The organism is Streptomyces sp. TLI_146 (assembly GCF_002846415.1).
In the GTDB taxonomy this organism is placed as follows: domain Bacteria; phylum Actinomycetota; class Actinomycetes; order Streptomycetales; family Streptomycetaceae; genus Streptomyces.
The window spans coordinates 4806651-4827208 of the sequence record NZ_PJMX01000001.1; the positions used below are offsets into that span (position 1 = coordinate 4806651).

At 72.0% G+C, this 20558-nt stretch carries 18 protein-coding genes; 10 read left to right on the forward strand and 8 right to left on the reverse strand.

Annotated features, from left to right (window positions below):
- Positions 1–60 precede the first annotated feature (60 nt).
- From cydD to BX283_RS21600, 3 genes are all read left to right on the forward strand, one after another.
- The gene (cydD, locus tag BX283_RS21590) at positions 61–3603 is read left to right on the forward strand and encodes a thiol reductant ABC exporter subunit CydD (RefSeq protein ID WP_101389197.1); all 3543 of its coding nucleotides are present in this window, start codon (positions 61–63) and stop codon (positions 3601–3603) included.
- 83 nt (positions 3604–3686) lie between these two features.
- Positions 3687–5417, forward strand: coding sequence for a GAF domain-containing sensor histidine kinase (locus BX283_RS21595; RefSeq protein ID WP_101389198.1), 1731 nt, complete (start codon positions 3687–3689; stop codon positions 5415–5417).
- A gap of 162 nt (positions 5418–5579) precedes the next feature.
- Positions 5580–6659, forward strand: coding sequence for a M23 family metallopeptidase (locus BX283_RS21600; RefSeq protein WP_101392498.1), 1080 nt, complete (start codon positions 5580–5582; stop codon positions 6657–6659).
- Positions 6660–6733: 74 nt separating this feature from the next.
- Here BX283_RS21600 and BX283_RS21605 read toward each other — a convergent pair whose 3' ends face one another.
- Positions 6734–7612, reverse strand: coding sequence for a Cof-type HAD-IIB family hydrolase (locus BX283_RS21605; protein WP_101389199.1), 879 nt, complete (start codon positions 7610–7612; stop codon positions 6734–6736).
- A gap of 199 nt (positions 7613–7811) precedes the next feature.
- Here BX283_RS21605 and BX283_RS21610 point away from each other — a divergent pair, with 199 nt between their 5' ends.
- Entirely contained in the window at positions 7812–8708 is an 897-nt protein-coding gene (locus tag BX283_RS21610) for an LLM class flavin-dependent oxidoreductase (protein ID WP_101389200.1), read from the forward strand.
- Positions 8709–8771: 63 nt separating this feature from the next.
- Here BX283_RS21610 and BX283_RS21615 read toward each other — a convergent pair whose 3' ends face one another.
- The 3 genes from BX283_RS21615 to BX283_RS21625 all read right to left on the reverse strand — a co-directional run bounded on the left by BX283_RS21615 (position 8772) and on the right by BX283_RS21625 (position 10559).
- On the reverse strand, positions 8772–9233 hold the full coding sequence (locus tag BX283_RS21615) for a hypothetical protein (protein WP_101389201.1): 462 nt from the start codon (positions 9231–9233) through the stop codon (positions 8772–8774).
- 101 nt (positions 9234–9334) lie between these two features.
- Positions 9335–9889, reverse strand: coding sequence for an RNA 2'-phosphotransferase (locus BX283_RS21620; protein ID WP_101389202.1), 555 nt, complete (start codon positions 9887–9889; stop codon positions 9335–9337).
- 148 nt (positions 9890–10037) lie between these two features.
- On the reverse strand, positions 10038–10559 hold the full coding sequence (locus tag BX283_RS21625) for a PadR family transcriptional regulator (RefSeq protein ID WP_101389203.1): 522 nt from the start codon (positions 10557–10559) through the stop codon (positions 10038–10040).
- Positions 10560–10668: 109 nt separating this feature from the next.
- Between BX283_RS21625 and BX283_RS21630 the strand changes: the two genes are divergently transcribed.
- Positions 10669–11241: a hypothetical protein gene (locus tag BX283_RS21630; protein ID WP_101389204.1), complete on the forward strand. Its 573-nt coding sequence runs from the start codon at positions 10669–10671 to the stop codon at positions 11239–11241.
- Between the two features lie 56 nt (positions 11242–11297).
- Here the strand turns inward: BX283_RS21630 and BX283_RS21635 are convergent, their stop codons facing one another.
- The 4 genes from BX283_RS21635 to BX283_RS21650 all read right to left on the reverse strand — a co-directional run bounded on the left by BX283_RS21635 (position 11298) and on the right by BX283_RS21650 (position 15881).
- Positions 11298–12227, reverse strand: a complete 930-nt coding sequence (locus BX283_RS21635; protein ID WP_101389205.1) for a MerR family transcriptional regulator — start codon at positions 12225–12227, stop codon at positions 11298–11300.
- A 98-nt stretch (positions 12228–12325) separates the two neighbouring features.
- Positions 12326–13255, reverse strand: coding sequence for a metal-dependent hydrolase (locus BX283_RS21640; RefSeq protein ID WP_180357218.1), 930 nt, complete (start codon positions 13253–13255; stop codon positions 12326–12328).
- A complete protein-coding gene (locus BX283_RS21645; protein WP_101392500.1) occupies positions 13252–15006 on the reverse strand; it encodes an SDR family oxidoreductase in 1755 nt (584 codons plus the stop codon). The genes BX283_RS21640 and BX283_RS21645 overlap by 4 nt, the downstream gene beginning before the upstream one ends.
- Positions 15007–15032: 26 nt before the next feature.
- The gene (locus BX283_RS21650; RefSeq protein WP_101389206.1) at positions 15033–15881 is read right to left on the reverse strand and encodes a M24 family metallopeptidase; all 849 of its coding nucleotides are present in this window, start codon (positions 15879–15881) and stop codon (positions 15033–15035) included.
- Positions 15882–16149: 268 nt separating this feature from the next.
- Between BX283_RS21650 and BX283_RS21655 the strand changes: the two genes are divergently transcribed.
- The 5 genes from BX283_RS21655 to BX283_RS21675 all read left to right on the forward strand — a co-directional run bounded on the left by BX283_RS21655 (position 16150) and on the right by BX283_RS21675 (position 20505).
- Positions 16150–17199 carry an ABC transporter ATP-binding protein gene (locus BX283_RS21655; protein ID WP_257584350.1) on the forward strand — a complete coding sequence of 350 codons (1050 nt, stop codon included), beginning with the start codon at positions 16150–16152 and terminating at the stop codon, positions 17197–17199.
- Positions 17200–17215: 16 nt separating this feature from the next.
- Complete coding sequence (locus BX283_RS21660; RefSeq protein WP_101389207.1) at positions 17216–18106, forward strand: ABC transporter permease; 891 nt, start codon at positions 17216–17218, stop codon at positions 18104–18106.
- On the forward strand, positions 18103–19014 hold the full coding sequence (locus BX283_RS21665) for an ABC transporter ATP-binding protein (protein WP_101389208.1): 912 nt from the start codon (positions 18103–18105) through the stop codon (positions 19012–19014). The genes BX283_RS21660 and BX283_RS21665 overlap by 4 nt, the downstream gene beginning before the upstream one ends.
- A 17-nt stretch (positions 19015–19031) precedes the next feature.
- Positions 19032–19751: an ABC transporter permease gene (locus BX283_RS21670; protein WP_101389209.1), complete on the forward strand. Its 720-nt coding sequence runs from the start codon at positions 19032–19034 to the stop codon at positions 19749–19751.
- Positions 19752–19830: 79 nt separating this feature from the next.
- A complete protein-coding gene (locus BX283_RS21675) occupies positions 19831–20505 on the forward strand; it encodes a rhomboid-like protein (protein ID WP_101389210.1) in 675 nt (224 codons plus the stop codon).
- The last annotated feature ends 53 nt before the right edge of the window (positions 20506–20558 follow it).

Genomic DNA, 20558 nt, shown 5'->3' on the forward strand with positions numbered 1-20558 from the left:
TTCACGTGAAACACACCCCCTGCCCCCGTAGCCCCCTGACCCTTCGAGGGGATGTTTCACGTGAAACCGATCGACCCGCGACTGCTCCGCTACGCCCGGGCCACCCGTCTCTTCCTCGCGGCCGTCGTCGCCCTCGGCCTGGTCGGGGCGGGGCTGGTCGTCGCGCAGGCGATGCTCATCGCCGAAGTGGTGGTGGGGGCGTTCCAGGACGACCTCGGCGCCGGTGGGCTGCGGACGCCCCTGCTGCTGCTCGGGGCGGTCGCGGTCGGGCGGGGGCTGGTGTCCTGGCTGACCGAGCTGGCCGCCCACCGGGCGAGCGCCGCGGTCAAGTCGGAGCTGCGGGGACGGCTTCTGGAGCGGGCGGCCCTGCTGGGGCCCGAGTGGCTCAGCGGCCAGCGGACCGGTTCGCTGGTCGCGCTGGCCACCCGCGGGGTGGACGCGCTCGACGACTACTTCTCGCGCTATCTGCCGCAGTTGGGGCTCGCGGTGGTGGTGCCGGTGGCGGTGCTGGCCAGGATCGTCACCGAGGACTGGGTGTCGGCGGCGACCATCGTTGTCACCCTGCCGCTCATTCCGCTCTTCATGGCACTGATCGGCTGGGCCACCCAGGCGCAGACGGACCGCCAGTGGCGGCTCCTCTCCCGGCTGTCCGGGCACTTCCTGGACGTGGTCGCCGGGCTGCCGACGCTCAAGGTGTTCGGCCGGGCCAAGGCGCAGGCCGAATCGATCCGGACGATCACCTCGGAATACCGCCGGGCCACGCTGAAGACCCTGCGGATCGCGTTCCTGTCGTCGTTCGCGCTGGAGCTCCTCGCGACGCTGTCGGTGGCGTTGGTCGCCGTCGGCATCGGTATGCGCCTGGTCCACGGCGATCTGGACCTCTATACGGGGCTGGTGATCCTGGTCCTCGCCCCGGAGGCGTATCTGCCGCTGCGGCAGGTCGGCGCGCAGTACCACGCGGCGGCGGAGGGCCTGGCGGCCGCCGAGGAGATCTTCGAGGTCCTGGAGACGCCGCTGCCCGAGGGCGGTACGGGCGCGGTGCCGGCGGGCCCCGTGCGGATCGAGGTCGACGGGGTGACTGTCCGTCATCCGGGCCGGATGGAACCGTCGTTGGCGGCCGCGTCGCTGACGGTCGAGCCGGGTGAGACGGTGGCGCTGACCGGGCCGAGCGGCGTGGGGAAGTCGACGCTTCTCGGCGCGGTGCTGGGCTTCGTGGCGCCGGACGAGGGCCGGGTGCGGATCTCCGGCACCGATCTGGACGCGCTCTCGCTGGAGCAGTGGCGCGAGCGGATCGCCTGGGTGCCCCAGCGGCCGCATCTGTTCGCCGGGACGATCGCGGAGAACGTACGCCTGGCACGGCCGGACGCGCCCGACACGGCGGTACGGGACGCCCTGCGGGACGCGGGCGCCCTGGAGTTCGTGACCGCGCTGCCCGAAGGCCTGGAGACCGAGCTCGGGGAGGGCGGCGCCGGGCTCTCGGCCGGGCAGCGCCAACGGCTGGCCCTGGCAAGGGCGTTCCTCGCCGACCGGCCGGTCCTGCTGCTCGACGAGCCGACGGCGGCACTGGACGGGGCGACCGAGGCGGGCATCGTGGACGCGGTGCGCAGGCTGTCGGCGGGCCGCACCGTCCTGCTGGTGGTCCACCGCCCCGCCCTGCTCGCGGTCGCGGACCGGGTGGTGGAACTGCGGCCGGGCGGGGGTGGGGGCGGCGAGGCGGCGCGCGGGGCCGGTGAGGTGGCCGTCGCGACGACTTCCCGTGCTGAGGTTTCCGTACCGGCTCCGGCTTCGGCTTCGGCCTCGGCCCCGGAGCTGTTCACGGCTTCTGCTTCTGGTGGGCGGGCCGCCCCCCGGGACGTGCTCGCGCGGGTGCGCGGGGCCGCCGGAGGGCTGCGCGGGCGCCTCGCGCTGGCGTTGGTGCTGGGGGCGTTGGCGCTCGGCTCGGCCGTGGGGCTGATGGCGGTGTCCGGGTGGCTCATCTCGCGGGCCTCCGAACAGCCGCCGGTGCTGTATCTGATGGTGGCCGTGACGGCGACCCGGGCGTTCGGCATCGGGCGGGCCGTGTTCCGGTACGCCGAGCGGCTGGTGTCCCACGACGCGGTGCTGCGGATGCTCGCCGAGGTGCGCGTCGCGGTGTACCGCAGGCTGGAGCGGATCGCCCCGGCGGGGCTGCGCTCCACCCGGCGCGGTGATCTGCTGTCCCGCCTGGTCGCGGACGTGGACCAGCTCCAGGACTACTGGCTGCGGTGGGCGCTGCCGGCCGCCGTGGCCGTGGTGGTCTCGGTGGCCAGTGCAGGGTTCACCGCCTGGCTGCTGCCCGAGGCCGGGGCGGTGCTCGCGATCGGACTGCTGGTCGCCGGAGTGGCCGTGCCGATGGTCAGCGGCGCGTGCGCACGCCGGGTCGAGCGCCAACTGGCGCCCGCACGCGGCCTTCTGGCCACCCGGGTGGCCGATCTGCTCACCGGAACGGGCGAGTTGACGGTCGCGGGCGCGCTCGGCCGCCGTACCCGGGAGGCGAAGGACGCCGACTCGGCGCTCACGCGGATCGCGTCGCGGGCCGCCGCCGCCATCGCGCTCGGCGGCGGTCTCTCCGCGCTGACCTGCGGACTGACCGTGGCGGCTGCCGCCCTCGTCGGGGTTCAGGCGGTCGCCGACGGGCGCCTGGACGGGGTGCGGCTCGCCGTCGTGGTCCTGGTGCCGCTCGCCGCCTTCGAAGCCGTCAACGGCCTGCCGCTCGCCGTCCAGGCGCGCCAGCGGGTCCGGCGCAGCGCTGAACGGGTGTACGAGGTGCTCGACGCGCCCGTGCCCGTACGGGAGCCGGAGCACCCGGCCGCCGCGCCCGCCTCGCCCTTCCCCCTGGAGGTGCGCGGGCTGGCGGCCCGGTACGACGGGCAGAGCCGGGACGCGCTGAGCGACTTCACGCTGACGCTCACCCCGGGCCGGCGCGTCGCCGTCGTCGGGACCTCCGGCTCCGGCAAGACCACCCTCGCTCAGGTGCTGCTGCGCTTCCTGGACGCGCGCGAGGGCACATACCGGATCGGCGGGAAGGACGCGGCGGAGCTCGCGGGCGACGACGTCCGGCGCTTGGTCGGCCTCTGCGCCCAGGACGCCCACCTCTTCGACAGCTCCGTACGCGAGAACCTGCGGCTGGCCCGTACCGACGCGGACGAGGACGCGCTGCGCGACGCGCTGGCGGCGGCCCGGCTGCTCGACTGGGTGGACGGGCTGCCCGACGGCCTCGACACGCTCGTCGGGGAGCACGGCGCCCGGCTCTCGGGCGGCCAGCGCCAGCGGCTCGCGCTGGCCCGCGCGCTCCTGGCCGACTTCCCGGTCCTCGTCCTGGACGAGCCCGCCGAGCACCTGGACCTGGCGACGGCCGACGCGCTCACGGCGGATCTGTTGCGGGCGACTGAGGGCCGGACGACGGTGCTGATCACCCACCGGCTGCGCGGCCTGGACGCCGTGGACGAGGTGGTGGTGCTGGCCGAGGGCCGGGTGGTGCAGCGCGGGGCGTACGACGAGCTCGCCCTGGTCGACGGGGAGCTGCGGCGGATGCTGGAGCGCGAGCGCGACAGCGACCTCCTCCAGGAGGCCCGCCCGGCCTGAGACGGGTCCGTGCCGGGGCTCCGCCCTCGCCTCGCGTCAGGCCCGACTTTCCTCGCCAATTGGGACTTACTAGGCTCAAGGGCATGTCAGTGCCGGATCCGAAGGACTCCCAGGACACCAAGGACCAGGACGCGCTCGACGCGGCGACCCTGGCCACCCGAAGCCTCCAGGGTCTGTCCACCGAGCTCACCGCGCGCGTGCCGCAGCTGCTCGAAGCGATGCGTTCCGTCGGTACCGGCCTGGAGCTGCACTCCACGCTCGACCGGATCTGCGAGACCGCCGCAGAGCTGGCCGACGCGAAGTACGCGGCGATCGGGGTCGTCGACGAGTCGGGCACGGGGCTCTCCGACTTCGTGACGTACGGCGTCACGTTCGAGGAGGCCGCCGCCATCGGCCGACGTCCGGACGGCCACCGGGGGCTGCTCGGCTGGCTGATCCACCACCCCGAGCCGCTGCGGCTCGGGAACCTCTCCGCGGATCCGCGCTCGGCCGGGTTCCCCGCACACCATCCACCGATGCGGACCTTCCTCGGGGTTCCCATCCGGGTGCAGGGCGAGGTCTTCGGGAACCTCTACCTCACGGAGAAGAACGGCGGAGCCGACTTCAACGACTACGACCTGCACATGGTGCGGGTGCTGGCCACCGAGGCGGGGATCGCGATCGGCAACGCCCGGCTGTACGAGGCGGCGCGTCAGCGCGAGCGGTGGATCGACGGATCGGTCGCCGTCACCACCGCGCTGCTCTCGGGCGGCGACGCGGACGACGCCCTGGAAGTCGTCGCCGAGCAGGCCCGCAACCTCGCGGACTCCGACGCCGGAATCGTGCTGCTGCCCGCCGAGGAGGGCGGCCTGGAGATCGTCGCCGTCTCCTCCGACGAACCCGGCTCGGTGCTGGGCGTGGTGATTCCCCCGGAGAGCCCCGTCGTCGCCACGCTCCTGGAGGGCGAGGCGGTCTTCGTGGACGACGCGGCGACCGACGCCCGGATGATCACCAAACTCGCGGAGCGGTACGGGCCGAGCATGATGCTGCCGCTCCACAGCGGCGGCCGGGTGCTGGGCGCGCTCGCCACCCCGCGTGCGCGGGGAAGCCGCCCGTTCACGGAGGCGGAACGGACGCTGGCCACCCAGTTCGCCTCGCAGGCCGCGCTCGCGCTGATGATGGCGGAGGCGCAGCGCGACAGGGAGCGGCTCGCGGTGTACGAGGACCGCGACCGGATCGCCCGGGACCTCCACGACCTGGTCATCCAGCGGCTGTTCGCCACCGGGATGATGCTGGAGGGCGCCCAGCGCAAGTCGGTCGTGCCCGAGGTGCAGAAGGGCGTCGGCAAGGCCGTCGACGAGCTGGACGTGACGATCCAGGAGATCCGCACGGCGATCTTCGCCCTCCAGCAGGGGCCGGCCGAGGCGCCCTCCGGGCTGCGCACCCGGGTCCTGCGGGAGATCAACATGGCGGCCGTCCCGCTCGGCTTCAAACCCGCGCACCGCTTCGTCGGCCCGGTCGACGCCCTGGTCGGGGAGCTGACCGGCAAGAACCTCATCGCGGCCCTGCGCGAGGCGCTGTCCAACGCCTTCCGTCACGCCGGTGCCTCGCGTATCGAGGTCGTCGTGGACGCCACCGTCCAGCTCCCGGACGGGAGTCAGGGCGTGCGGCTCAGCGTCGCGGACGACGGCGTCGGCATCCCCGAGGGCGGCCGCCGCAGCGGCCTGCGCAACCTGCGGCGGCGCGCGGAGGCGCTGGGCGGATCCAGCACGTACGGGCCCGGCACCGGGGACGACGGCGGTGGGACGACAGTGGTGTGGGAGGCCCCGCTGTAGGAGCGGGCCGGGAGTCGGCCCAACCCCGAGCTACGAAAAGGCGTGGGCTTCCTCTGTGTGGGCGGCCTCTACCCCGTATCCCTACGCCACTTGGGGGGAGCGGCCCCCCGGCGAGAGGTGTGTTTCACGTGAAACATGCTCCGGCCGCGCGACGATCCGGGCATGCGTCTCGGACACCTGTGCAGGGCCCTCACGCTGGTCCTGTGCGTCATCGCCGGGCCGCTGACTCCCGTCGCCACGGCCGCCGACGACCCCGATGTGCCCCGTACGAGCCTGGCGGTGGCACGGCTCTATCGGGACGCCGCCCAGGCGACCACCGCGTACGAGCAGGGCAGACGCGCGGCCGAGGCCCAGCGGGCGAAGGCGGAGTGGCTCGACCGGCTCCTCGCCGACCGGCGGCGCGATCTCGTACGGCTCCATGACGACATGGGCCGGGTGGCCCGCGCGCAGTACCGGACCGGCGGGAACATCGCGTACACCGCACAGCTGCTGCTCGCCGACGACCCCGAGGAGCTGATGCGCGGTCAGCGGCTCGCCTGGCAGGCCGACATGGCCGTGACCCGGCTCTACGGGAAGGCGCGCCGCGCGGAAGGGCGGCTCACCGCGGCCCAGCGGCGGGCCCAGGCCGCCTGGCGCGACCTCGCGGACCGCAGGGACCAGCTGGAGGGCATCAAGAGGTCCATCGCCGCGCGCCTGGAGGAGGCACGCTGGGAGCTCCAGGGCGAGGCCGACCGAAGCGTGGCGGCGGGCCAGTGCCGGGGTGCCGTACGCCTTGAGGAGCCGCCGGGGTCACGCCCCGCGAGCGCGTGGACGGCGCCCGTGGAGACGTACCGGCTGTCGGCGGGCTTCGACAGCGCGGGCGAGCGCTGGGCCCAGCGCCACACCGGCCAGGACTTCGCGGTGGACATCGGTACGCCCGTACGGGCGGTCGGCGCGGGCCGGGTCGTCTCCGTCTCGTGCGGCGGCGGCTTCGGGATCGAGGTCGTCGTCGGGCATCCCGGCGGCTACTACTCCCAGTACGCGCATCTGGCGGCGGTCACCGTGGACCAGGGCGACCGGGTGGCCACCGGTCAGTGGATCGGCCAGGCGGGCACCACCGGCAACTCGACCGGCCCGCACCTCCACTTCGAGATCCGGCTCACCCCCGAGATGGGCTCGGCGGTCGATCCGGTGCGGTGGCTGGGCGAGCGCGGGGTGACACTGCGCAGCAACGCCGCCGAGCCGGAACCGGACGGGTCGTGACGCCGGTGTGCCGCCTACGCGCGCGTGGCTGCGGGTTGCTGCGGCAGTGCGGCTCAGAGGTCAGGGGGCAGGGGTCAGAGGGAGGCGAGGATCCGCTCGATGACGACCGCGACGCCGTCGTCGTTGTTGGCGACCGTGTGGCCCGAGGCGGCGGCCACGACGTCCGGGTGGGCGTTGCCCATGGCGTAGGAGGTGCCCGCCCAGGTGAGCATTTCCACGTCGTTGGGCATGTCGCCGAAGGCGACGACCTCGGCCGGGGTGATGCCGCGCTCGGCGCAGCACAGTTCGAGCGTGGACGCCTTGGAGACGCCGGGGCCGCTGATCTCCAGGAGGGCGGTCGGGCTGGACCGGGTGATCTCGGCGCGCGCCCCCACGGCCTTGCGGGCCAGCGCGAGGAAGTCATCGGGCGGCAGCTCGGGGTGGTGGGCGAGCACCTTGAGGATGGGCTCGTCGACCGTGTCGGCGTCCTCGGCCAGCAGCTTCTCGGCGGGCGCGATGCTGCTGGCGGCGTCCATCAGCATCGGGGGATACGCCAGTTCGTGGTGGAGCCCGCCGGTCTGCTCGACGGCGAAGGACGTGCCCGGGGCGGCGGCGCGCAGGATCTCGACGACATCCAGGGCGGCCGCACGGTCCAGTGGGCGGACCTTGACGAACCGGTGCTCGTCGACACTGCCGTGCAGATCGACGACGGCCGCGCCGTTGCCGCAGATGGCCAGGCCGTGGCCGTGGACGTGGTCACTGACGACGTCCATCCAGCGGGCGGGGCGGCCGGTGACGAAGAAGACCTCGATGCCCGCCTCCTCGGCGGCCGCGAGCGCCGCGACCGTACGCTCCGAGACGGACTTGTCGTCGCGCAGCAGCGTGCCGTCCAGATCGGTCGCGATGAGCCGGGGGACGACGGGGGCGGGCTGCTCGGTCGGGAGGGGCTCGGTAGCTGAGGTCACAGATCCCATTCTCCCGTACACAGGTGCACGGGCGTGCGAGGGAGTGCACAGGTGAGTACGCACGCGGGGGCGTGCGGGGCGCAGGGGGCGCATGGGGTTGCCGACCGCCCACGGCCAGGGACGGCGGGGCCCCAGGAGCTATGGCCGGCCCCCTGGAAGCCATGGAGGGACGCCGGGAGTGTCAGAGGGAGCCGTTAGTGTCGTAGGTATGCGTCTGAGCACTGTGATTCTTCCGGTACGCCGCTGGCACGACGGCGGTCGCGACGAGTGGCTGCGAGCCGAGGAGCTGGGCTTCCACACCGCGTACACCTACGACCACCTGTCCTGGCGGACGTTCCGCGACAGGCCGTGGTTCGGCGCGGTGCCGACGCTGACCGCCGCTGCCGCCGCCACCTCGCGGATGCGGCTGGGCACGCTGGTCACCTCGCCGAACTTCAGGCACCCGGTGACCCTCGCCAAGGAACTGATAACGCTCGACGACGTCTCGAACGGCCGGATCACGCTCGGGATCGGGGCCGGTGGCAACGGCTTCGACGCCACCGCCCTGGGCCAGCAGGCGTGGACGCCGCGCGAGCGGGCCGACCGCTTCGCCGAATTCGTGCCGCTGCTCGACCGTCTGCTGACCGAGGAGGCGATGACGTCCGAGGGCACCTTCTACTCGGCCGTCGAGGCGCGCAACATCCCCGGCTGCGTGCAGCGGCCGCGGCTGCCGTTCGCGGTGGCGGCGACCGGTCCGCGCGGCCTGAAGCTGGCGGCGCGGCACGGGCAGGCGTGGGTGACCACGGGCGACCCGAAGCTCTTCGAGACGGGCACGCCCGACCAGTCGGTCGAGGCGATCCGCGGACAGATCAAGAAGCTCGGCGAGGCCTGCGACGACATCGGCCGTGATGTGGACGAGCTGGACAAGATCCTGCTCACCGGTTTCACGCCGGAGCCCGGTCGGGTGCTGGAGTCACTCGACTCCTTCGTGGACTTCGCGGGCAGGCACTTCGAGCTCGGCGTGACGGAGATCGTTCTGCACGCGCCGATCCCGGACTCGACCTTCGCCGCCGACCGGAAGGTGTTCGAGCAGATCGCCACGGAGGGGCTGGCGCAGCTGCGCTGACGCGGTGGGGGCGCGGACGGCGCGCCCCCCTTCGTCTTCCCCGTGTCCGCACCCCCGCGCGGCTCAGCTCTTGGCGCGTACGCGTCCGCTCAGCCAGGGCGTGAGCGTGCCGCCGAGGACGAGTTCCTTGTACGTCTCGTCGCCGGGAAGCGGCACCACCAGCCACCACCCCGGCGGGAAGAAGCGGCCCTTGACGTACGCCAGGTCGCCGTAGACCGAGCGGAGGAACGCGGGAACCGCGTCGCGCGGCACGTCGTGGAACTCCACCCCGTCGACCGTGATCTTCGCGTCGTCCTCCGCGAAGAGCTGCACGGTGACGGCGGGAGAGCCGCCGAGCTCGACGAACGCCTCGTGCGGAAGCGAGCCGTCCGGGTCCAGGACGGTGAACGCCCCGGCCGAGCTGCGGCGTGAGGAGCGGTCGGCGCCGATGTCGTCGGTGACCTCGATGTCGAGGTTGTGCGCGCGGGCGACCTCGCGGATCGCGGCGACGGCGCTCTCGGTGCTGGGCAGACGCGGATGTGCCATGCGTCGATCATCTCAGCCGGGGGCCATGCCCGGAGAGGCGTTCACCGACCGGCGTTCACCGACCGGCATGCGCCGACCGCTTGCCCTGGCAACGGCGGACCTCACTCCGGAAGGCGCAGGTACGTCGGCGGTACGGAGTCGGTGAGCCACACCCCGTTCGCGCTGATGTGGAAGGCATGGCCGTCCCGTCGCATCGCCGCGGCGTCCACGCTCAGGACGATCGGGCGGCCGCGCCGGGCGCCGACCCGGGTCGCCGTCTCGCGGTCGGCGGAGAGATGCACATGGTGGCGGGCCATGGGCCGCAGCCCCTCGGCCCGGATCGCGTCCAGGCTGCGGGCCACCGTGCCGTGGTAGAGGTACGCGGGCGGCTCGGCGGCCGGGAGGCCCAGGTCTACGGCGACGGTGTGGCCCTGACTGGCCCGGATCCGGTCGCCCTCGACCGCGAACCGGCGCTTGTCGTTGACGTCGACGACATGGTCGAGCTCAGCGCGGGTGATGGGGAAGTGGTGCGCGGCCGCCGCCCGCAGCAGGGTGGCGATCTCGACCCAGCCGTGCGGGTCGAGGGTCAGTCCGATGCGCTCGGGCTGGTGGCGCAGGTGTTTCGACAGGTACTTGGACACCTTCACGGTGCGTGCGGCGTCCGGTGTTTCGGCCATACCACCAGGGTGCCGGGCAAGGACCGGCCCGGCACCCCAATTTCCCCGTCGGCGTCACGGCTTGCCCCTCAGCCGGTCCGCCTTGAACGTGCGCGTCCCGTCTTGATCGCCAGCGCCCCGCCCGCCCGTTACCGCCCCGCCTCGACCGCTACCGTCCCGCCTTGAGCTGCTCGGCCGCCCAGCGCGCCCACTCCTCGTGCATCGCGCTGAGCCGCTTGCCGTACTCCAGGGCCAGGCGGCCGTGGAGGGAGAGTGGGTCGTCGTCCCACTCGATCGCGGCCTCCGCCTCCTCCAGGCCGGCGAGCTGGCGGGCGGAGCGCTCGGCCTCGGTCAGGAGATACGTCTGCGCCTCCAGCGGGGTGAGCAGGCCGAGGAAGAAGACGCGCAGCAGGGAGTCGCTGCGGCGGGTGCGGGAGGGTTCGGTCTCGACGAGCCAGTGGCGCAGCTCGGCCCGGCCCGGGTCGGTGATGGCGTACTCCTTGCGGCCCCGGGGGCCCTCGGCCGCCACCTCGACCAGGCCGGAGTCGGCGAGCTTGCCCAGCTCGCCGTAGACCTGGCTCTGGGTCGCCGACCAGACGTGGGAGAGCGAGGTCTCGAACAGTTTCATCAGGTCGTAGCCGCTGGCCGGACGTTCGGCCAGCAACCCCAGGACCGCGTGACGAAGGCTCATGACCCTCACTTTACATTCCACTCTTGACACGTCAATGCAGGACCCTCTACTTTTGACATGTCTAAGTTGGAATGTGGAGCGGGCGAGAGCCCGACGAAGGGGGACTCCCATGAACTACCTGCGCGGATTCATCCCGTGGATCGTCTTCGCCGCCGTCGGCAGCGAGCACTGGGAATGGGGCGCGGTCGCCGCGCTCGCCTCGGGAGCCTGGTTGTTCTCCATCGACCGCAAGCGCGGCGTGGCGGGCGACTCGCTGATCCTGGAGCAGTCCACCATCGCCTTCTTCGCCGTGCTGAGCGTGGTGGCCTTCGCTGCGCCGGACAGCGGGCTGCGTGAGTACGGCGGGGCGCTGGCCACCGGATGGCTGGCCCTCACGGCCTGGGCGACGCTGGCCGTCCGGCGGCCCTTCACCACCGGGATAGCCAAGCGGCAGGCGCCGCGCGAGGTGTGGAACAACCCGGTGTTCCTGCGCATCAACGTGGTGCTGACCGCCGCCTGGGCCGCCGCCTTCACCGTCACCGCCGTCGGACTCGCCGTCGTCCACGCCGAGGCCCTGGGCAGCGCCGCCGCGATAGCCGTGCAGGTCGCCGGGTTCGCCGCGCCCGCGTTCTTCACCGCCAAGTACCCCGAGCGCGCCCAGCGCGCGGCACAGGCCGCCAAAGTAACCGCTATCACGCAGTGATGACGGTCAGTTAGGTTTGATCCACAGACAAGTGCGGTTATCCACAGGGCTTGTGGCTATTCTGTGGACAACGTACGGGCCGAGAGAGCGTCCAACGTACGGGACTGGACCTCCCGTTCGGCAGCGGCGGAGATGAACGCGGCGACGTTCGCCGGGCCGACCAGGTCCCGTACGGCCCGGAGCGTGTGCGCGGGCAGAGTGACCGGCCCCGGGTCGGGATCGGCCGGGGCGGCCGGTGCCGTGGCGCCGAGATGCTGCTGCAGGTGCCGGGTGGCGAACAGGCGCATGGCCCGGGCCAGTTCGGCGTCCACGGTCTGCTGGGCGAGCGGCCGCAGTCGGCGCACCAGACCGGCGGCCTCGGCGGCCTCCGCGTCGGTGGGCGGCCGGTGGCCCAGATAGCGGGCGAAGACGTGCTCGGTGGTGAAGTCGAGGAAGCGGGCGGCGATGTGCTCCACCTGGCCGCGCAGCTCGCGCAGATGCCCGGAGATGGCGTCCAGGGGGACCCCGGCCGCGTGCAGCTCGGCGGCGACCGCCAGCTCCTGCGGGCTGGGGACCAGGAACTCGCGGTCGTTGCCGGGGATGCGCTCCAGGATGCCCAGTTCGACCGCTTCGGCGACGGCCTCGTCGTCGGGCTCGCCGCCGAAGGTGGCGTCGAGATCGTCCCGGGAGATCCGGGCGGCCTCCTCGTCGGTCCAGGGCCCGTTGACCTCGGCGACCAGGCCGAGGACACCGCCCAGGCCGCGGCCCGCGTCCCAGGCCTCCAGGAGTTCCTTGATGGAGGCCAGGGTGTAACCGCGGTCGAGCAGATCGGCGATCTGGCGCAGCCGGGCCAGATGCGTCTCGCCGTACACATTGGACCGGCCGCGCCGCTCGGGCCTGGGCAGCAGGCCGCGGTCCTGATAGGCGCGGATCGTGCGGACCGTGGCGCCGCTCGCGTGCGCCAGGTCCTCGATGCGGTACTCGCAGGAAGGGAGGGAGTGTGGCACCGCTTGCTGCGGCGCAGGCTGGACCGACTGCTGAGCCGGTGACTGGACCGGCGCCGCCGATGGCTGTGTTGCTGGCTGCCCGGACAAACCTTCTCCCTCTACCCCAGGGCGGCGCGGCCGACCGCACCCGCTGCCGCACGGGCCGCCGGCGAGGTCGCGAGATATTCGACGGCCTTGCGCAGGGAGCCCTCCTGCGAGGGATGGTACGACCGCCGGAAGTAGCGGGGTATGGCCGCGCCGAGCTCCTTCCAGCTGGGCAGCAGACCTTGCCGTACCGCCCGGTTGTGCTCGCGCAGCGAATAGCGCAGCCGGCCGGCGAGCTGGGGGTCGTGACGGATCAGATAGGAGGCACCCCAAACCCACAGCCAGAGCAGCACCGGGGCGACGACGACCATGCCCTCCACCCGGCGGGCGTAGCGGGGCAGGCCCTCGCCGCCGCAGTGCTGGTACATGTCGAAGGCGACGGCGCGGTGTTCGACCTCCTCCGCGCCGTGCCAGCGCAGCAGGTCGAGCATGATCGGGTCCGAGCCGGCCCGGTCTAGGGCCTCGGCGTGCAGCACCCAGTCCCCCAGCACCGCCGTGAACTGCTCGATCGCGGCGATCAGCGAGAGCCGGAAGCGCAGCCACTCCTGGGTCGGTATCGGCGCGCCGAACGGTGGCCGCTCACCGAGGAGTTTGTCGAAGAGGAAGTCGACGTGGCGGGTGTACGCGGCGGTGTCGAGGCGCTGCTCGGCGAGGTGGTCGAGGACGTAGGCGTGCTGGACGCTGTGGGTGGCCTCCTGGCCCATGAAGCCCTTGACGTCCTTGAGCAGCACCGGGTCGGTGACCAGCGGAAGGGCTTCCTTGAAGACCTTCACGAACCACCGCTCGCCCGCGGGAAGGAGCAGATGCAGGACGTTGATGACATGGGTGGCGGTGGGCTCGTCCGGTATCCAGTGCAGGGGGGTCTCGTGCCAGTCGAACGAGACCCGCCGCGGGGTGATCCTGTAGTGCTCGGGGGTCGCGTCCTCCCGGCGCTCCGTGCTCACAGCGGTGGCTCCAATCGGGCGATCGCGCGCAGGGTGCGGGGCGTGAAGCGGGACATGAGGTGGGCGCCGCGGGCCTCGGGCGTCACCGGCACCACGGCCTGGTTCTTCACGACCGCGCGCAGGATCGCCGTGGCGACCTTCTCCGGCGGGTAGTTGCGCAGGCCGTAGAGCCGGGCGGACTTCTTCTGGCGGCGCTTCTCCTCGGTCTCGTCGACCCCGGCGAAGCGGGCGGTGGAGGTGATGTTGGTGTTGACGAAGCCGGGGCAGATGGCGCTGACGCCGATGCCCTGCCCGGCCAGTTCGGCGCGCAGGCACTCGCTGAGCATCAGCACCGCGGCCTTGGTGGTGGAGTAGGCGGGCAGCGCCTTGGAGGGCTGGTAGGCGGCTGCCGAGGCGGTGTTGACGACGTGACCGCCCTGGCCGCGGTCGGCCATCTGCTTGCCGAAGATCCGGCAGCCGTGGATGACGCCCCACAGGTTGACGTCGAGGACCTTCTTCCAGTCCTCGGAGGTGGTGTCGAAGAATGAGCCGGAGAGGCCGATCCCGGCGTTGTTCACCAGGACGTCCACGATGCCGTACTCGGCGGCGACCTTCTCGGCGAGCTTCTCCATGGCCTGCTCGTCGCTGACGTCGACCGTCTCGGCCCAGGCCTGGGGGGCGCCGATGAGCCGGGACATCTCGGCGGTCCGGGCCGCCCCCTCCGCGTCCCGGTCCACGGCGACGACCCGCGCACCGGCCTCCGCGAACGCGAAGGCGGTGGCCCGGCCGATGCCGCTGGCCGCGCCGGTGACCAGGACCAGCTGGCCGCCGAAGCGGTCCGCGTACCGGCCGGTGGCCACGGCGTCCTGCGCCGGGACGCCGTCCTCGTTGGCGGTGATGAACTCGGTGATCCAGGCGGCCAGGCGGTCGGGCCGGGTGCGCGGGACCCAGTGCTTGGCGGGCAGGGTGCGGCGGACCAGCTGGGGCGCCCAGAGCTCCAGTTCGTCATAGAGCCGCTCGGAGAGGAACGCGTCGCCGGTCGGCGTGATCAGCTGCACCGGCACGTGCGCGTAGGCGTCGGCGCGCGGGCGGCGCAGCCGAGCCCGGACGTTGTCCCGGTAGAGCCAGGCGCCGTGCGCCGCGTCCTGGGGCAGGGACGACGTGGGGTAGTCGCCGGAGGGGACCTTCTCCACGCGTTCGAGGATCTTCGGCCACCGCTTGCCGAGCGGGCCGCGCCAGGCGAGCTCGGGGAGGACCGGGGTGTGCAGCATGTACACGTACCAGGACTTGGCGCCCTGGCCGAGCAGCTGGCCCACCCGGCGGGGGGTCGGGCGGGTCATCCGGGTCTTGATCCAGTGCCCGAAGTGGTCGAGGGAGGGGCCGGACATCGAGGTGAAGGAGGCGATCCGGCCCTCGGTGCGCTTGACGGTGACGAACTCCCAGGCCTGGACGGAGCCCCAGTCGTGGCCGACCAGATGCACCGGCCGGTCGGGGCTCACCGCGTCGACGACCGCCAGGAAGTCGTCGGTCAGCTTCTCCAGGGTGAAGCCGCCGCGCAGCGGGGCCGGAGCGGTCGAGCGGCCGTGGCCCCGTACGTCGTACAGAACGACGTGGAAGCGCTCGGCCAGCCGGACGGCGACCTCCGACCACACCTCCTTGCTGTCCGGATAGCCGTGCACGAGCACCACGGTCGGCTGCTCCACGTCGCCGAGTTCGGCGACGCACAGCTCGATCCCTCCCGTGCGCACCCAGCGCTCGCGCGCGCCCTTCATGCTGTTGCCCGTCGGCTCTCCCACGCTCACGCCGCCTTCTCCTCGGCCCAGCGCCGCACATGCGGCAGATCGTCGTCCAGCCAGAACGCGCTCTGCTCGGGGTCCTTGGAGTCGGTGACGACCAGGATCTCCTCGAACTTCGCGCCCGTACCCCGGAACCCGAGGTGCGGCTCGACCGCCCACAGCCCCGGACGGGGCGGGTGGTCGGAGAACTTGTAGGGGCTCCACAGCGGCGACCAGCCGTCGCGGTGGCCGTGCAGCGCGTCGCTCGCCAGGCCCTTGAGCGACTGGGTGCCGAACCCGAAGACGTTCGGCGACCAGCGGCGCTCCTTGACCTGGTCGACCTTGTGGGCGATCACGCCGAACGGGTACGCGCGGTGCCGGTTGGCGTAGCCCTGGCGGACCATGAGGCGGTCCACGTCCTCGTAGATCTCGCGCAGCGGCCGCCGCTCGCGGACTTCGCGCAGGATCAGCTCGCGGTGCGCCTCAAGATCGGCGAGGAGCCGGTCGTGCACGGGGTTGAGGCCCAGGCAGCCCGAGTAGCCGATGTCAGCCGTGAAGCCCTTGTAGACCGGGGCCATGTCGAGGATGAACGGCATCCCCGCCTCCAGCCTCCGGTTGGTGGGGAAGAACTGGAGCGGGATGCGGAAGTTCACGAACGCCGTGCGGTCACCGAACCAGGCGAACGGCAGGTGGAACCAGTCCCGCACACCGCGCTCGCGCAGCCACTCCCGCTGCATACGGGCCGCCTCGCGCTCCGTCACGCCCGGCTTGAGCTGGGCCGCGACGGCCTCCGCGCACTCATAGGCGAGCCGCTGCACTTCCCTGAACCCGCTGAGCCGCGCGTCGAGTTCCGTCTTGACCGCCGTTGGCATCGCGCCACACCCCTGTCGCCGTACGCGTGCGTAACTTGACACTGATGAATGTGACAATGCACGGCGGCTACGTCAAGGGTTCCGGGCCGACCTGTGGACGACGAGGGCGTTGTAGACAACTTGATCCCCCGTCGGTGGGCGTTTCTCAGGGTCCCGTCAGCCTTCCGTAGGGGGCACCTAGGGGGCCGTACCTCTGGAGTCGGACACGGATCCAGCCGCCTGGTCTGACGATTGGTGTGGCCTGCGCCACTACCTTCGAAGTGTGAATGTGATCGCGACCGAAAGCCTGAGCAAGCGGTTCCCCCGGGTGACCGCGCTTGACCGGCTCTCCTTGGACATCGGGCCCGGTGTGACCGGCCTGGTGGGTGCCAACGGAGCCGGCAAGTCGACGTTGATCAAGATCCTCCTCGGCCTCTCCCCGGCCACGGAGGGCACCGCCGCGGTGCTCGGCCTCGACGTCGCCACCAGCGGTGGCGCGATCCGTGAGCGCGTCGGCTACATGCCGGAGCACGACTGCCTGCCGCCCGACGTCTCGGCCACCGAGTTCGTCGTGCACATGGCGCGCATGTCGGGCCTGCCGGTGACCGCCGCCCGCGAGCGCACCGCCGACACCCTGCGCCACGTCGGCCTCTACGAGGAGCGGTACCGCCCGATCGGCGGCTACTCGACCGGCATGAAGCAGCGCGTCAAGCTCGCCCAGGCGCTCGTCCACGACCCCCAGCTGGTCCTGCTCGACGAGCCGACCAACGGCCTCGACCCGGTCGGCCGCGACGAGATGCTCGGTCTGATCCGCCGCATCCACACCGACTTCGGCATCTCCGTCCTGGTCACCTCGCACCTCCTCGGCGAGCTGGAGCGCACCTGTGACCACGTAGTGGTCATCGACGGCGGCAAGCTGCTGCGGTCCAGCTCCACCAGCGACTTCACCCAGACCACCACCACCCTCGCGGTCGAGGTCACCGACTCCGACGCGCACCCGGACGGCACCGAAGCCGTGCGCGGCGCGCTCGTCGCGGCCGGCATCACGCTCCACGCGGGCGTGGAGGAAGGCCTGCCGGGCGCCGGGCACATCCTGCTCGTGGAGGCGGCGGGCGAGGAGACGTACGACGTGGTGCGCGACACCGTCGCCGGGCTCGGCCTCGGCCTCGTACGGATGGAGCAGCGCCGCCACCACATCGCGGAGGTCTTCAAGACCCCGGCGCAGGCCCCGGAGCCCGTCTCCGAGCGCGCCGCCGCCGCTGTGTTCGATCAGCGGCCTCCAGCCCCGGGGGCGACCGCCGCCGCACAGCAGAACGGAGGCGGCAGCCATGGCAGCTGAGGCCGCAGGGACGCGGATGACACAGAACCAGATCGCCCAGACCCAGATCCACAACATCGGCTACCGCAACTACGACGGCCCGCGCCTGGGCCGGGCGTACGCACGGCGCTCGCTCTTCTCGCAGTCGCTGCGCGGGGCGTACGGACTGGGCCGCAGCGCCAAGTCCAAGGTGCTGCCGATGCTGCTGTTCGCGGTGATGTGCCTGCCCGCGGCCATCATGGTCGCGGTCGCCGTCGCCACCAAGGCCAACGACCTGCCGGTGGACTACACGCGCAACGCGATCCTGATGCAGGCCGTCATCGGCCTCTTCATCGCCGCGCAGGCCCCCCAGACCGTCTCGCGCGACCTGCGCTTCCGCACCGTGCCGCTGTACTTCTCGCGGCCCATCGAGCGCGTGGACTACGTCCTGGCCAAGTTCGCGGCGATGGCCTCGGCGCTCTTCATCCTCACGGCGGCGCCGCTCGTCGTGCTCTACGTGGGCGCGCTGCTCGCCAAACTCGACTTCGCGGACCAGACCAAGGGGTTCGCACAGGGACTGGTCTCGGTGGCACTGCTCTCGCTCCTGTTCGCCGGCATCGGCCTGGTGGTCTCGGCGCTCACCCCGCGCCGCGGCTTCGGCGTCGCGGCCGTCATCGCGGTCCTGACGATCTCCTACGGGGCGGTCTCCGCGGTCCAGGGCGTCGCCTTCGACCAGCAGTCCACCGGGTCCATCAAGTGGTTCGGGCTCTTCTCCCCCATCACGCTCATCGACGGGGTGCAGACCGCCTTCCTCGGCGCGACGTCGGCCTTCCCGGGCCGCGTGGGGCCGGGCGCCGGGGCCGGCGTGGTCTATCTGCTCGTCGTCCTCGCGCTGATCGCCGGTTCGTACGCCGTCCTGATGCGCCGCTACCGGAAGGTCGGGCTGTGACCACCATCGACATCGACCACACCTCCCGCTGGTTCGGCAACGTGGTGGCCGTCAACGACGTCACCATGTCGATCGGCCCCGGGGTGACCGGACTGCTCGGCCCCAACGGCGCCGGAAAGTCCACGCTCATCAACATGATGGGTGGTTTCCTCGCCCCCTCGACGGGAAGCGTGACGCTCGACGGACGCCCCATCTGGCGCAACGAGGACGTCTACCGGCAGATCGGCATCGTCCCCGAGCGGGAGGCGATGTACGACTTCCTTACCGGCCGAGAGTTCGTCGTCGCCAACGCCGAACTGCACGGGCTCGGGGCCAAGGAGGCCCAGCGGGCGCTCGCCACGGTCGAGATGGAGTACGCGCAAGACCGCAAGATCCAGACGTACAGCAAGGGCATGCGCCAGCGCGTGAAGATGGCGTCCGCGCTGGTCCACGACCCTTCGGTGCTGCTGCTCGACGAGCCCTTCAACGGCATGGACCCGCGCCAGCGCATGCAGCTGATGGACCTGCTGCGGCGGATGGGCGCCGAGGGCCGCACCGTCCTGTTCTCCTCGCACATCCTCGAAGAGGTCGAGCAGCTCGCCGCGCACATCGAGGTGATCGTGGCCGGGCGGCACGCGGCGAGCGGTGACTTCCGCAAGATCCGCCGACTGATGACCGACCGCCCGCACCGCTATCTGATCCGCTCCAGCGACGACCGCGCGCTCGCCGCCGCGCTGATCGCCGACCCCTCGACGGCCGGGATCGAGGTCGACCTCAAGGAGGGCGCGCTGCGCATCCAGGCGGTCGACTTCGGGCGGTTCACGACGCTGCTCCCGCAGGTCGCGAAGGCCCACGGCATCCGTCTGCTGACCGTCTCGCCGTCCGACGAGTCGCTCGAATCCGTCTTCTCCTACCTTGTAGCGGCCTGAAAGGAGCTGTGAGCGTCATGTACAACCCCACAGTCGCCCGGCTCACCTACCGGGCCCTGCTCGGCCGCCGCCGGGCCGCCATCCTCTGCGTGCTGCCGGTGCTGCTGATCGTCATCGCGGCGGCGGTCCGGTCCTTCAGCGGCGCCGACGACCAGGTCGCGGCCAATCTGCTGGGCGGGTTCGCGCTCGCCACGATGGTCCCGCTGATCGGTGTCATCGCGGGCACCGGAGCCATCGGGCCCGAGATCGACGACGGCTCGATCGTCTATCTGCTGGCCAAGCCGGTGAAACGCCCGACGATCATCTTCACCAAGCTGATCGTGGCGATCGCGGTGACCATGGCCTTCTCGGCCGTCCCCACCTTCATCGCCGGAATGATCCTCAACGGCAACGGCCAGCAGATCGCGATCGCCTACACGGTCGCGGCCCTGGTCGCCTCGATCGCGTACGCGGCGGTCTTCCTGCTCCTGGGCACGGTCACCCGGCACGCGGTGGTCTTCGGCCTGGTCTACGCGCTGGTCTGGGAGAGCCTGTTCGGCAACCTGGTCCCCGGCGCGCGCACGCTGAGCGTCCAGCAGTGGTCGCTCGCCCTCGCCGAGCGGATCGGCACGAACGGCTTTATCACCTCGGACGTCGGCCTGCCGGCCGCGGTCGTCCTGCTGACGGCGGTCACGGTCCTGGCGACCTGGTACGCGGGCCAGAAGCTGCGGACGCTGAAGCTGGCCGGGGAGGAGTGACCTCGCGGGCAGAGGCGAGCGTCACCCTCCCGGGACCCGGGCGGCGGCCCTCGGGCCCCGCCCGGGTCATCATCGAGGCATGACGACGCTTCACGGTCCGGGCACGCGCCGGGCCCCCGAGCCGGCCCGGCCGGTGCGGGCCTGGGTGCGTTCCTCACCGGGGACGCACATCTGGCTGGTGGTCATCGCGATCACCAGCATCGTCATCGAACTGTCCAGCCAGGACCTCGGGCACTATCTGCTGCACCGCAACAGCAGCAACATCCACGAGCTCACCAAGCACCCCGCACAGTCGCTGTTCACCAGCGCCTTCTGGATCGAGGACCCGTCCTCGTTCCTGCTGTACCTGGTGCTCTTCGAGCTCGTCCACGCGCCCGTGGAGCGCTGGATCGGCACCGTGCGGTGGCTGATCGCGGTCGCCGCCGCCCATGTCGCGGCCACGCTGGTCAGCCAGGAGGTGGTGCTGTGGAGCATCCAGAACCACGAGGTGCCCAAGCGGATGGCGCACGTCGTGGACATCGGGGTCAGCTATGGGCTCGCCGCTTCGGCGGGGCTGCTCGTGTACCGGCTGCCGCGGCCCTGGCGGTGGCTCTACCTCGCGTGCGTGGTGGCGTTCTTCGGGATGCCGCTGCTGACGGGGGGCACGTTCACGGACATCGGGCACGGAGTCGCGCTGGCCATCGGGCTGGCCTGCTGGCCGCTGACCAGGGCTAAATCAGTGGCTTCGAACGGGCGTGCGGTGCACAGTGGTTGAGGGCCCCAGGGCAGACCGCTTCGAGCGCGCCACCGGCGCGGGTCACCCCGGGG